Raw genomic sequence first — 13,613 nt, 5'->3', positions numbered from 1 at the left:
CTGAACGCTCACCTTCGCTCCTCGACGTCACGCAGTTGCGCCTGCAGGGCAGTCCAGTGGTGTGCAAGGAAATCCTCGATCATCTCCCTCGTATCGCCTGCCCCAGCCTCATTCTTGACCGTGATGACGATCACCGCGGAATCGTCCTTCCTCCCCGTCAGTCGATCGATGGCCAAGAAGATCTTGGCAAAATAATCGTTGGCGACGATCCGGTCATTAATCCAGTACCAGCTCCAGAGACTCAGGACATCGTTACCACGACGCAACCCTGCGTGGCGAACCTCACCAATGGACAGCTTTGCATTGGCACTGGCGGTTCTCACCCAACCTGACTCCTGCTGGCCATTCAAGCTATTGCCGAACATGACGAGTTCATAACCGTCACGTTGCTCCGCATAATATGCGAAATAGAGCCCAAGCTCGGCGCCATCATCACGCCGATAAGTCTGGAAGATGTCGCCACGATGCCCATGGAAGCTCGGCCGGAAATCATGCGTCGTCCTCTCCTCGACGGCCTGCCAGTTACCTGCTGCAGGTGGAACTTGAAGGCCAACAGTAAAGGGTTCGATCGGTGCATTCAGCGAAGCTGCGATCAGCGGGAATATAGCAACACAGACGGCAAGAGGTGCCAACGGCCACCACCTGGATTTGGCGGTCATGGCCCGATCAGGCTCTCCGGCTCCAACCACAGCCAAGACCTCTGGCTGCTCTTCCCTCCAGCGGGCCCCGATCAGGAACATGAGGAAAATGACAATGCCAAAGAACACCCAGCCATAGACTATGTGGATGAAACCTTCAACGAATTCACTACCAAAGTGGTATCCCACCATGACTGTGATGTAGGCACGTATCCAGTTGGCGACAATCGGCACTGCAAGCGCCACCAGCATGAACATGAGCCGCCGCTTGAGACTCACGTAGTTGATGTACGCATAGAGCGAACCGACCATCAACGAAGCAATGAGATAGCGCAAGCCACTGCATGCCTCGACCACCGACCAGCGTCCGTTGGGAACGATGAAGTGCAAGCCTTCCTGATAGACCGGTACGCCGGTCGCACGCAAGGCTATTACAGTAAAGTCGGCCGTGTGAGCCATCAGTACCGGAAGCAGAAACTCGCCAACTGGCACACCAAAGAACAGGAACAGCAGAGGAAACAACAGCACTCGGGACAAGCGCCAGCCAAGCACGGCAACGAATGCCGCAACCAGCATGGAGACGAGCGCCACATGAGAAACCGCGGCAACACTTACGACTTCCCCGATGAGCCATGCCAGGCCAATCACGAACATAGCCCCGATCAACGAGACAGCAGGCTCCGGCATGTTGCGTACAACAAGTTCACGCTTCTGCCAGACAAGCCAGGCGAAGATCGGCAGCACCACCAGTCCATGTGCAAAAGTATCCGATTTCCACCAAATGGCCGCCATGTCTGCTGCCGTCTTGAAGTACCAGCCGACCACCCAGGCAAACGTCGCCAGCATCAGTCCTGCAACAAGCCAGAATTGCCCTCCGATTCCGGCGCGGTCGACCTGGTTGTGCGATGCAAGCACTTCGTTTCGAGACTGCATGAAAAGAACCTTTACCCCAGGTTGCGCACGATGTGCGGGCCGATGGCGTTCGCCATCCCCAGCGGCAGACGCTTCCACAAGGCGATGAAGGCACGGTACTTGGGGTTCATCGGATTGTTCTGCGGCACGCCGTCACGCTTGTACAGACGGTACTCGTATGACAGCGGCTGAGGCTCGAACCCCCAGTTCTTCTTGAAACTGTACGGGCCGGTGCCGATCTTGCTGCGACCGTAGTCGAACACCTTGCAGCCGCGCTCACAAGCGCGACGCATCAATTCCCAGTACTTGAAGTCGTTGCCAGCGAGTTCGCGCGCGGCGACATCGTCGCCGGCGTAATAGGGCAGCACCTCGTCGCGGAAGTAGAAGCTGAGCACGCTGGAAAGCGGCCGACCGCCGGCATCGGTGACGGTGAGCACTTCGCAATCGTCGCCGAACGTGGCCTTCAGGCGCTGGAAGAACTTCTTCGGCAATGCCGGCGTGCCGTGGCGCAGCACGTTGTCGGAGTACAGCGCAAAGAAGCGCTCGACGTCTGCATCGATCTGGCTGACGAGTCCGTTCTTGATGCCCTTGCGCACCATGGCCCGCTGCTTGCGCGGAATCGCGAGCATGTTGGCTTCGACCTCGGGCAGGATTTCCTTGCGAAAAGTCACGTAGAGATCCTGGCGCGGCCAGTCCTCGTGGCGAATACGGTCGAGATTGCGGTATTCCAGATGCTGCACGCCGAGTTTGCGGGCGAGGGCGTCAGCCTCCTGCTCGAGCAGGGCGACCGCCTCGTCGCCCGCATCCTCGGCCGCGGCGATGCCGCCGTACACGCAGAACGGCAGCGAAGTCAGGGCGTGGCCGAAGAGCCGGCTCTTGACTTCGGCCAGCGGCAGCACGGCGATGATGTCGCCGTCGCGCTCGGCAAACAGGAAGAAGGTTCGATGACGGAACACCGTGCGCACGATGTCCTGCCACGCCGACAGGTGGAAGAAGGTCGCCTGCGGGCAGGCGCGCACGAAGGCGTCCCAGCGCACGGCGTGCTCAGGTGAAAGCGGTTTGATCTTGATGGGCATGCGATACACTTGTCCTGCCAGCCGTTCAGGCTGCGTCGCGGAAAACCTCATCCGCACGCCCCCAGGCAAAATCGGACAACAGGCGGTCGAGGCGCGCGGCGGTGCGCTCCAGATTCACGTAGTGGCGGAAGCGCGTCTTGGCACTGGCTTCCTGCACGCGCGGCTGCTCGGGGTCGATTTCCCACGGATGGAAATAGAAGATCGCCGGGCGCCTGTCATCGGCATTGACGCGCGCGATCTGCCAGCGCGACAGCGAATACGGCAGCAGGCGGAAGAAGCCGCCGCCGCCTGCCGGCCAGTTGCGGCCGAAGGCGCGCACCGTGGTGACCGGCACTTCCACCAGACCATTGGCGAGCCGCCACGGAAAGCGCGGCGCGTCGGGAATGCCGTAATGGTCGTGCTTGACCGGGTAGACGCTGGAGCTGTATGCGTAGCCGGCCTCGGCGATGCAGTCGTGTGCCCACAGATTGCCGGTGCCGATCGAAAAGCTCGGCGCACGGTAGCCGGAGACGAACTGGCCGGTGATGTCTTCCAGCACCGCCTTGGCCAGGCGGATGTCGGCGGAAAACGCTTCGGGCGTCATCGCGCTGGCGCGCTCGTGGCTGTAGCCGTGGCTGGCCACTTCGTGGCCGTTGTCGGCAATGCGCCGGACCAGTTGCGGGAAGCGCTCGGCAATCCAGCCGAGCGTGAAGAAGGTGCCACGCGCACCATGGCCATCGAGCATCTCGAGGATGCGATCGACGTTGCGTTCGACGCGGCAGGGTACGGCATCCCAGCCTTCGCGCGGGAAGTGCGGCGCCAGCGCGGAAACCTGGAAATAGTCCTCGACGTCGCAGGTAAAGGCGTTGGTGATGCGATCGTTCATGTCAGACCTTCGTTGCGTGAGCTTCGGCCGCCGCCAGCCAGCCGTGCAGATGGGCAGCGATGCGCTCCGCAGTATGCCCATCCCAGAATTCAGGAATGCGGCCTGCCTTGCCGCCCGTACCCAGTACTTCGCGTGCGGCAGCGATGATGGCTTCCGGGTCGATGCCGACAAGCGTATTCGTACCCTGCTCGACCGTGATCGGGCGTTCGGTATTCTCGCGAATCGTGACGCAGGGCACACCGAGCGCGGTGGTCTCTTCCTGGATGCCGCCCGAATCGGTCAGCACCAAGCGGGCGCCGGACATCAGGCCGAGCATTTCGAGATAGCCCTGCGGCGGCAGGACCAGGAAGTTGCCCTGCTCCACCCGCTCGAGCATGCCGAAGCGTTCGAGGTTGTTGCGGGTGCGCGGATGCAGGGCGAAGACCAGCGGCAGTGATTCACTGACCTGCTTCAGCGCATCGATGATCGGGCCGAGGGAGTCGGCATCGTCCACATTGGACGGTCGATGCAAGGTGACCACGCCGTAGCCGCCGGCAATCCGGCCGGCATCGAGGCCCGCCGCGGCAAGCAGATCGGCCGCCGGCACCGCCTTGGGCAGGCTGGCGCGCAGGCTGTCGATCATGACGTTGCCGACGAAGACCGCACGTTCGGCCGCGATGCCTTCGCGAACGAGATTGTCGTGGGCGCTGCGTTCGGTGGTGTAGAGGATGTCCGAGAGCTGGTCGGTCAGGATGCGGTTGATTTCCTCCGGCATGCGGCGGTCGTTGCTGCGCAGGCCGGATTCGACATGAACCACCGGAATATGGCGCTTGCTGGCCACCAGCGCGCAGGCAAGCGTCGAATTCACGTCGCCCACCACCAGCACTGCCCGGGCACCGTGCTCATCGATGACCGGTTCGAAGCGTTTCATGACTTCGGCCGTCTGCACCGCATGCGAACCCGAGCCGACGGCCAGATTGACGTCCGGCTCGGGCAGATCGAGATCGGCGAAGAGGCGATCCTTCATCGCCGGATCGTAGTGCTGGCCGGTGTGCACCAGCAGCGTCGGAATCGGCGGCTGGTGGGCGGCGAAGGCACGAATGATCGGCGCCACCTTCATGTAGTTGGGGCGTGCGCCGACGACGCAGATGACGGGCGCGCTGGATGAAGCAGAAACGGTCATGAGGCCTTCTCTTCGGCAGGTGCATCGTTGCGCACCGCCTGCAATAGCTGATTGAGTACGTTCAGAGTGGCGGACACCGAATGCTCCAGGCTGGTCAGGCGCGCCTCGATGCGCTGGATATCGGTGTTGGCGGCCATCTCCGCAACCTGGTTCACGAGTTCGGGCGATACCTGCAGCCGCTCGAGCGCAAGCTGGTCGATCGCAAGACCCTGGGACAGCTGCACAGGTGTTGCGGCATCCGACGGGCGCGAGGCGGCGAACTCTTCTTTCAGTTCGTCGATGGTTTCGCGCACGTCGGCTTCGCTGACCGTATGGCGCTCCGCCAGATAGGCGCCGAGCAGCAGCCTGTCACACAAGGTATTGATCTTGCGCGGAATGCCTCCCGTATAGCCGTAGATCGCGGTGTAGGCGCCGGGCTCGAAGATAGGGTCGCCGCTCCAGCCGACATGGCGGAGGCGATGCTCGATATAGCCTGTGGTCTCCTGCGAATCGAGCGGTCCGAGATGATACGAGGCAATCACGCGCTGGCGCAGTTGCTGCATCCGGCCGCTTTGCATGATTTCGCGGAACTCGGGCTGGCCGATCAGAAAGCTCTGCAGCAGGGCGTGATCTTCGAGCTGGAAGTTGGACAGCATGCGCAACTCTTCGACCGCTGCCGGCGTCAGGTTCTGCGCTTCGTCGACGATCAGCAGCGCACGCTTGCCGGCTGCGGCAACCGACACCAGGAAGGTCTCGAGCGCAAGCAGCAGCCCGGCCTTGTCCAGATTGCCGGCCGGCACGCCAAAAGCCGCGGCGACCATGCGCAGCATGTCGCTGGCATCGATCTGCGTACTGACGAGGTTGGCCGCGACGACCTGCGCCGGGTCGAGCTGTTCGAGTAGGCTGCGCACGATGGTGGTCTTGCCCGCGCCGATCTCGCCGGTGATGACGATGAAGCCCTCGCTCTGGTGCAGGCCGTACTCCAGGTAGGCCATGGCACGCTTGTGCCCACGACTGCCGTAGAAGAAGGTCGGGTCGGGGTTGAGCTGGAAGGGCTTGCCCCTGAACTTGAAGAATGATTCGTACATCTGCGATCTGCTCAGAAACTCATCCCGAGAGTGGCTCTGATGGAGTTCTCGGTATAGTCGTTCGTGCCTGTGGTCTTGTTGTGACGATAATTGAGACCAAGCGTCGTGTCCGGACTGAGCTGGCGCGTGACGCCGATGTTGAAGATCAGGCGATCGACGTCGCGATTACTGACCCCACGCCCCTCAGTGTTGGAACGGGTGATCGAACCGTTCAGGTTCGATGTACCCGTCAGCTGATGCAGCAGCGTGACTGAGGCCGAACGGGTATCGGTGTACTCGAACTCGGCGAAATCGTCGGTAGCGAGAAAGCCTGAGAGGGTATTCAAGCGCTCACGTTCGGCACGCCGAACGGAGAACGACAGGGTGTTGCGAGCGCCGGTAAAGGACACACCAGCACCGATCGCACGCTGCAGGAAGTATGCATTGGTACGAATGCCGACACCGCCCACACGTTCATACAAAGCCCTCGCCTGCCGCATGAGTTCGGCTTCGGACAGGCCCGGATTGGCAAGGCCAAGCAGGTAGTAGATGTTCTGGAAGACGGGGTCCAGCACCTCGCCCCCCGCGAGTTCATCGAGAGTCGATGAGATGTCGCGGCTGGCCGAGAAATTCCATGTGGACCGGGCCATGCGATGCCGAAGCTGGACGTTGTAACCGGTGCCGAACATCCGGTCCTCGCCCGTGGCGGAAAGACTGGTGCGCTCGGTCGGATACCAGTCGAAACCCGCCCCCCAGATGGAGCCTTCCTCTCCCCCCACCAGGTCGTAGTCGTTGGACTCATAGCCACCGATCAGCCGCAGCCTGAATTGCGGATCGATGTTGACGAACAAGGTGGCGCGACCGATTTCCTGGGTGACGTCCCGGCCCGAACCCTGCTCGAAGGTCGTGTCTGTGTGCGCTAGGTCGATCCCCCAGCCGAAAAGACGCAAGGCGCTTGGGTCGGATACCGCCACCGTCCAGCGTTCCTGCCGGGTATCTGCCAAGGTTCCACTGCCGCCCTGCAGCCAGCGGGATTCGTAGCCCAGGCGCCCCATGCCCGCGTCACCGAACCTGAACTGGTAGCGCGGCGCGATCGACCACATGCGCGTTTCGTCGGCCTTGTCCGCGCTGAGCGAATCGTCGCCGCTGCGACGGCTGAATGCCGAAGTGTCGGTGCGGCTGATCGAGCCCGCCAGAGCGATGAACACCGCGTCCTCGATGGCCTCGAATTCACCGTTGCCGCGGAAGGCCAGATAAGTCTTGTTCTTGTCGGTTTCCTGGGCATAAACCAGGTTGCGCAGGCTGACATTCAGGTAACCGCGAAAACGCCCTGATGCACGGGATATACCGATGCCTGGCGATATTTCGGCGATCCAGTCCTGCTGGGCATCGTCCGAGGTATCGACATTGTCCGTCCATGTCAGACGGGTATCCAGACGAGGAGTGATGGTCACAGTCTGCGCCGCCGCCGGCGCCGCCATGGAGATGGCAAGCGCAAGTATCGATAGCGCAGGCGTCATCCGCATACGCATCTCAGGCCGCCTGCTCACGCGGTGCGTCGCCATACCCGTAACCATAGCCATAACCATAGATCGAATCAGCCCCTTGCCCCCGGGACTTGTTCAGCACCATCAGCTTGATGGGGCAGCTCTCGATGGTGGAGAGCGCCTGCTTGACCGTGGCATGCGTGGTGCGTTCGGCTTCCACCACCACGACGATCTGCCCCATGTGCGTCGCCAGCACGCGCGATTCGGTGGTCACCAGCAAAGGCGGCGAATCGAACACGATGATCCGGTCCGGATAACGGCTCGCCATCTGCTCAAGCAGGCGCGTCATGGCATCGGACGCAAGCAGCTCGGTCGCACGCTGATGCGGCATGCCCGCGGGCAGAATCGAGAGCTTTTCGATATTGGTGCGCATCAGGACTTCGCTGAGGTCGGTGACGTCCCCGGCCAGCACGTCCATCAGGCCCTTCTCCGGCGGCAGTCCGAGCTGCCTGAGCACCGAAGGGCGCGACACGTCCGCATCGACGAGCAGGACCGTGTAATCGAGCTCCATCGCCATGCTGATGGCAAGATTGACCGCATTGAAAGTCTTGCCTTCGCCCGGCAGGGCGCTGGTCACCATGATCAGGTTGCCGTCGTCGATCTTGGCCGCACCGCTTGCCGTCGCATTGCGCAGCAAGGGGCGCTTGATGACCCGGTACTCTTCGGCGATGCTGCTGCGCGGATGATCGGGCGTCACCAGGCCGAGGGTATGCAAGCGCTGCAGGTCGATCTGCGCAACCCGCGACACGACGCGGCTGAATGCATGGCCGGCAGCTGCCTTGGGCACCTCGGACGACCGGATGGCGGCCGTTTCGGCCTCGGGTTTGTCGACCGTGGAGGGCTGAACCGGCAACTCGGCTGCGGACTCGCCCGAGGCCTGCTTCAACTGGTCAAGGCGTTGTGCCGCTTTTTCGATAAGACTCATCGTGTCGTTTCCATTCAACCCTGGATCAAGTTCAGTACTGCGACGGCAACGGCAAAGCTCGCGGCATAGGCGACGACCCCCCCACCGAACGCCGCCAGACCACGTCGCCGCTTGCTCCTGCGTTCCACGGTCTGCAACATCGATACCGTCCCCAGGATGGGAAGCCCGGTGATTTCACGCAGGCTGCGGCCATCGGCAAATGCGGGGCGCAGCTGGCTGATCAGGAAAGTCAATGCGAAGCCTGCCGCCAGACCGGCCAGCGCGGCCAGCGGCAGTAGCAGGATACGGTTCGGCGCCGAAGGCGCAGTGGGCAAGGTGGGCGGATCGATGACGCGGAAATCGGCGACCCCACCCTGGGCATCCATCTCGACCGAGATCGTGGCCGACTCACGCCGCGCCACGAGGCTGTCGTAGTTGGTCTTGTGCACGGCGTAGTCGCGATTGAGCTGTGCCATCTCGGCTTCGATCTCGGGAACACGCTTGGCGAGCTCGCGCAATTGATCCAGCCTTGCCTGGTACTCTCCGACGCGCGCACGCATCGACGCGACACGAGATTCGGACTCGGCCAGCGCCAGCTTCATCTGCTGGAAAACCGGATTGGAATTCAGCGCTCCGAACTGGGAACCGCCTCCAAAGGCGCGCATTTCCTCGATCTGCTTGCGCTTCTGCCCTTCGAGCTCCTCGATGACGCGGCGCGCTCCGATCACGTCGGGGTGCTGTTCGGTGTAGCGCTGGAGCAGATCATCGAGATTGCGCTTGAGGGCATCGATACGGCCATCGATCTCCGGAATCGCGACCGCCGAGTTGGGCGGAGTCTGCGGCAGCAGGACGGGCTCCTCGCCCACCAGTTGGCGCTGCATCGCATCACGCGCATTTTCCGCCTCGCGCAATTCGAGCTGGGCCTGCTGAAGCTGCCCGGTCATCATGGCGATCTGCGTGACGTAGTCCCTGGCACCATCACCTAGCAACGTCATGTTGCGCAGACGGAACTCCTTGACGCGGTTTTCGGCCTCGACCAGCTTCTGCTCGTAGTTGCGGATCTGCTCTTCGATGAAGCGGCGCGCAGCATCGGAATCCTGGCGCTTGCCGCCCAGGCCTGATTCGACGAACAACGAAACCAGGGACTGCACGACGCGCTGGGCGCGCTCCGGCCGGGTATCCGAGTAAGCGAGCGTGAAGAGATTGGTGCCGGCCGCAGCCGCAGAGCGGATCTGCAGATCCTTCATGAGCCTGCCGATCAGCGCCTCGCGCTGCTCGGGCGTACGCACGTCGAGATCCAGATCCGCCATCGTGATCAGCTTTTCGACGTTGGGCCGGCTGATCAATGTCCGGCTCAGCATGGCAATCTGCTGGTCGATGTTGGGCTGAACGGCAAGGCCGGACATCAGCGGCCTCAGCACCGACTGCGTATCGACGTGGATACGCGCTGTCGACTCGTACCTGTCGGGCATGAAATAAACAATGGCGCCCGCGGTGACCCCCACGACCCATGCGAATGCCAGCCCCCACCAGCGAAAGCGCCACATGCCGCGCAGGTAACCGACGATTTGTGTTACGAGTTCTTCCATCAGACTTCTTCATCGACACGAAGCCCGCCACCGGGCGCAGGCGCGCCGAGCGGACTCCGGAGGTTGGCGGGCTGGCGAATCAGAACCAGCTTTGCGGAATGATCAGGACGTCGCCCGGACGCATCTCGACGTTTGCCGAGACATCGCCGCGCTTGACCAAGTCACGGATGCGGACGCTGTACTGTTTGTTGCCTTCGGCGGTACGCAGGATGGTCGCATTGTTGCCGTCGGCGAACTCCGTCATCCCGCCGACCGCGATCATGACGTCGAGAAGCGTCATCTTCTGGTTGTAAGGCAGGATCTTGGGCTCGGCCGCTTCGCCGATCACCCGGATCTGCTCGCTGTAGGGGCCGACGAAACCGGTGACGATCACGGTCACCACCGGATCGCGAATGAACTTGGCGAGCTCCTGCTCGATGTCTCGCGCCAGCGTGGATGCATCCTTGCCCATTGCAGGCAGATCCTCGACCAGCGGCGTGGTGATCTTGCCATCAGGCCGCACAGGAACCGACATCGACAGCTCGGGGTTGCGCCAGACGACGATGTTGACGTTATCGCCGGGCCCGATCATGTAGTTGTACTCCGAGTCGGCAGCGGCAGCCGGCGCCGGCGGATACGAGCTTGCGCAGGCGGAGAGCAACGCTCCCGCAGCCAGCATGAACACAGCACGCCACACCCAGGCGAGCACACTCGAAGACTTCTGGATCATGTTCTAGTTCCTCCCAGGATTCATAGCCCGTTATGATACGACGACAAGCTTCAGCAAAATGCTACAAAGCTGTGTAATATGTTCCGAGGAACAAATACACACAATCCCTTACACTGCTGTGAGCGTCTGCTGGCTAGAGTGCCGTGGTTTTTGAAGAAGCAAGTCGACACCGAAACACGCGCCAACCTAGGACAAGGGCGTAATCGAACGAACGAACGCGAAGGATCGCACTACCCATGGACGCTTCCTCTCAGCGCAGCGCCGTTGATCTGGCGACCCGCTCACATCATGCACTCGCCCTCTTTCCCGGTGCCAGCCTGAATCCAGCACCAACCTGGAAATCACAGCACCCAGCCGACTCCTTTCGCCTGAACCCCGATTTCAGGCTGATCCGGGACGGTTACGAACTCCGCATCGCCAACGGCACGGAGGCACTCAAACGCAACACGGCCCGACTAATCGAACGGATGTATTCCTCGCGCGGCCTTTTCCCCTACGGCCAGGGCGAGAGCCTGGACGAACGGGACATCACGGTCGCAGCCTGCAAGGGCGACCACGCCGTCGCCACTTTGACTTTGTGCCTTGACGCGGGCAAAGGTCTCCTAGCCGACACACTTTATCGCGACGAAATTGACGCGGCACGCAAAAACGGCGGCCAAGTGTGCGAAATCACACGCTTGGCAATGGATCCCGAGCACAGTTCGCATGAAGCCCTGGCTGGCATGATGCAGATCCTGTACATCATCGCCCGCCTGACCTACCGGGTCACGGACGTGTTCATCGAGGTCCATCCACGCCACGCCGGCTTTTATCGGCGCCTGCTGGGCTATCAGATGGTCGGCCCGGAGAAGATCTGCCCGCGGGTCGGCGCCCCTGCAGTGCTGATGCATCTCTGCCAGCAGCGGCTGGATCATCTGATCGACACGCATGCCGGCCGCTCCGATGACGATTCCCGCAGCTTCTACCGGATGTTCCAGAAGCGCACCGAGCTCGAAGCACTGCAGCGCTCACTGGTGGCATCCGGCCCGATTCAGAACCAGCGTCGAACTTCCATATAAACGCGGTCCCGCTCGTCGAAGCGGCCGAACATGCCCTGCTGCGGCCCGTGGAAGATGTCCATGCCCGCAGTAGCACGCCATTCGGGTGCGAATTTCCAGCTCAGCTTGGGACGCAGCATGTAGTCGCTGCGATTGAGGCTGGCCGCGGCCAGAAGCTCGAGTTCGACGGTGCTGCCGATTTCGCGCACGACCTGGAAAGTCACACCGCGCTCCTCGCGGTCGAACCCCATTCTCTCGTCGTGCCTGTCGAGCCAGCGGGCGAAGTACTGCAGGTTTAAACGCCACACATCCCGGTACGGAACATCCACGCCAAAGGCATAGTCGAGCATGTCGGTCTTCTCCAGACCGATCCGCCCACCTTCCAGGAAAGTGCTCAGGCTGCGGCCGCTGGTATGTACGGCTTCGCCCTTGAGGACAAAACTGCCCATGTCCTTGCTGAAGGTGCCACCGATCTGGCGAATCCGCTCATGCGTCAGTTCGAGGCCCATCGTGGCGGGGTTCAGGCCCAGAGTCGGCGTGATGTCGCTGCTGCGATAGTAGAACGCACTGATGTCCCAGCCGCCGATCAGCCTTGAAACCCGCAGACCCCAGTTACTGTTCGAAAGGCTGTCCGAGGGCTCCCGTTCCTTTACCCGGGCACCGGCGGGCAGACGTGGGTACATGTAGAAATCCGAACCCGGCTTGCCGATATCGTCGTAGCTCGGACTCGGAATCCAGATCATCTCGAAATGTGTCTCCCCGCCGAAGTACTCCGCCCTCGCAGCCCATTGGGCGATGCGCATGGCCTCCAGCTCGGGCAGCAGGAAATCGCGCATGTCCCGGGCGGACACCACGTCGGCAAAGAAGAAGCCGACCATCTCACCCCAGATGATGTGCTGGCGGCCGAGCCGGAACTCCCAGTCGCCCGCGCCGAAATCGACCCAGGCTTCGCGCAGGATGGCATCACGGCGCTGATCCCTGCGGACGGCGGACGGGTAGTAGTCATCCTCGAGATCGAAAGCGCCGTCGGCATCCGTCCGTGCGGACAGCTTCCAGCGCGCCCGCTCCCCCAGCCTGCCGCTGGCGGCCAGCTCGAGCCGGGCGCGCAGCCGCGACCAGCGCTCGTCGTCGGCATAGGTATAGGCGGCACCCAATTCGCCGTAGCCCGACAAGCGGACGCCTGAACCGCTTTCGCTGGCGGTCCCGATATCCAGCAGGGCATCGAGTTCGGCATCCTCCACAGTCTGCTCGGCCGCGAACCCGGAAAGCATGAAAGAGGCACAGGCGAGCGCCAGTGCAGTACGGCGAATCAAAGACATGAATGCTCCTAAATCTCAGGCTCGTTTTCGCCCCTGAGGCCGTGATCCTGAACGAACACCCACTGATCGTCCGAACGCATGCCCAGCGCGATGATTTCGCCGTCCGCGATGCGCACGAGGCGGTCCGCCATGTTCATGACCTTTCGATCGTGGGTGGAGAAGACGAAGGTGGTGCCCGATTCGCGATTGATCCGCCGCATCAGCTTCAGGATGCTCGTCCCCGTCTTGCTGTCGAGGTTGGCGGTCGGCTCGTCGGCAAGCACGATCTTGGAATGCGTCGCCAGCGCACGCGCGATCGCCACGCGCTGGCGCTGCCCGCCGGACAGCTGGTTGGGGCGGTGCGAGGCGTACTTGGTCAGGCCGACGACTTCGAGATAATGCTTGACCCGTTCCTGTCGCTGAGCCTTCGACAGCTCCTTGAGCTGCAACAAGGGATATTCGACGTTTTCCGCTGCCGACAGCACCGGCAGCAGATTGAAGGTCTGGAAGATGAAGCCGATGGTTCGCGCCCGCACGTCGGCGAGCTGGTCCGGCGTCCTACCCGACACGTCATGGCCGTCGATGATGACGCGTCCCGAAGTCGGCGTATCGATGCAACCGATGATGTTCAGCAGTGTAGACTTGCCGCTGCCGGACGGACCGGCGATGGCCAGAAAGACTCCGGGCTCGATCGCGAGCGACACATTGGTCAGCGCCTTCACGTCCTGGTCACCCAGACGATAGTGCTTGCTGACGTTTTCGACCCGAACAATAGCCATCTGGATGGTAACGAATTGATGAAAACCGCCAAGAGGATAGCATCCATGAGC

At 62.0% G+C, this 13,613-nt stretch carries 12 protein-coding genes; 1 reads left to right on the top strand and 11 read right to left on the bottom strand.

The window, feature by feature from the left end:
- Nucleotides 1–8: 8 nt before the first annotated feature.
- From xrtA to NX068_RS08620, 9 genes are all read right to left on the bottom strand, one after another.
- Nucleotides 9–1,571 (bottom strand): exosortase A, encoded by a 1,563-nt coding sequence (gene xrtA, locus NX068_RS08660; protein ID WP_263460864.1) that lies wholly within the window; start codon nt 1,569–1,571, stop codon nt 9–11.
- Nucleotides 1,572–1,582: 11 nt separating this feature from the next.
- Entirely contained in the window at nt 1,583–2,626 is a 1,044-nt protein-coding gene (locus NX068_RS08655; protein ID WP_268740087.1) for a FemAB family XrtA/PEP-CTERM system-associated protein, read from the bottom strand.
- A 25-nt stretch (nt 2,627–2,651) separates the two neighbouring features.
- On the bottom strand, nt 2,652–3,491 hold the full coding sequence (locus NX068_RS08650) for an XrtA system polysaccharide deacetylase (RefSeq protein WP_263460862.1): 840 nt from the start codon (nt 3,489–3,491) through the stop codon (nt 2,652–2,654).
- A 1-nt stretch (nt 3,492) separates the two neighbouring features.
- The gene (gene wecB, locus NX068_RS08645) at nt 3,493–4,653 is read right to left on the bottom strand and encodes a non-hydrolyzing UDP-N-acetylglucosamine 2-epimerase (RefSeq protein ID WP_263460861.1); all 1,161 of its coding nucleotides are present in this window, start codon (nt 4,651–4,653) and stop codon (nt 3,493–3,495) included.
- Entirely contained in the window at nt 4,650–5,720 is a 1,071-nt protein-coding gene (locus NX068_RS08640; RefSeq protein WP_263460860.1) for an XrtA/PEP-CTERM system-associated ATPase, read from the bottom strand. The genes wecB and NX068_RS08640 overlap by 4 nt, the downstream gene beginning before the upstream one ends.
- An 11-nt stretch (nt 5,721–5,731) precedes the next feature.
- The gene (locus NX068_RS08635) at nt 5,732–7,225 is read right to left on the bottom strand and encodes a TIGR03016 family PEP-CTERM system-associated outer membrane protein (protein ID WP_263460859.1); all 1,494 of its coding nucleotides are present in this window, start codon (nt 7,223–7,225) and stop codon (nt 5,732–5,734) included.
- Nucleotides 7,226–7,232: 7 nt separating this feature from the next.
- Nucleotides 7,233–8,171, bottom strand: a complete 939-nt coding sequence (locus NX068_RS08630; RefSeq protein WP_263460858.1) for an XrtA-associated tyrosine autokinase — start codon at nt 8,169–8,171, stop codon at nt 7,233–7,235.
- 14 nt (nt 8,172–8,185) lie between these two features.
- Entirely contained in the window at nt 8,186–9,739 is a 1,554-nt protein-coding gene (locus NX068_RS08625) for an XrtA system polysaccharide chain length determinant (protein ID WP_263460857.1), read from the bottom strand.
- Between the two features lie 79 nt (nt 9,740–9,818).
- A complete protein-coding gene (locus NX068_RS08620) occupies nt 9,819–10,397 on the bottom strand; it encodes an XrtA/PEP-CTERM system exopolysaccharide export protein (protein WP_263460973.1) in 579 nt (192 codons plus the stop codon).
- A 287-nt stretch (nt 10,398–10,684) separates the two neighbouring features.
- Here NX068_RS08620 and NX068_RS08615 point away from each other — a divergent pair, with 287 nt between their 5' ends.
- Nucleotides 10,685–11,506 carry an N-acyl amino acid synthase FeeM domain-containing protein gene (locus NX068_RS08615; protein ID WP_263460856.1) on the top strand — a complete coding sequence of 274 codons (822 nt, stop codon included), beginning with the start codon at nt 10,685–10,687 and terminating at the stop codon, nt 11,504–11,506.
- On the opposite strand, the gene NX068_RS08610 is transcribed toward NX068_RS08615, so the two are convergent.
- Together NX068_RS08610 and NX068_RS08605 are read right to left on the bottom strand one after the other, a co-directional pair.
- Entirely contained in the window at nt 11,479–12,804 is a 1,326-nt protein-coding gene (locus tag NX068_RS08610) for a DUF1302 family protein (RefSeq protein ID WP_263460855.1), read from the bottom strand. The two genes, NX068_RS08615 and NX068_RS08610, sit on opposite strands and share 28 nt — an antisense overlap.
- Nucleotides 12,805–12,812: 8 nt before the next feature.
- Nucleotides 12,813–13,562 (bottom strand): ABC transporter ATP-binding protein, encoded by a 750-nt coding sequence (locus NX068_RS08605; RefSeq protein ID WP_263460854.1) that lies wholly within the window; start codon nt 13,560–13,562, stop codon nt 12,813–12,815.
- Nucleotides 13,563–13,613: the final 51 nt, after the last annotated feature.

The sequence above is a fragment of the Thauera carbonicopians genome, from assembly GCF_025699485.1.
Lineage (GTDB): Bacteria > Pseudomonadota > Gammaproteobacteria > Burkholderiales > Rhodocyclaceae > Thauera.
This window is presented reverse-complemented; position numbering and strand designations above follow the sequence as displayed.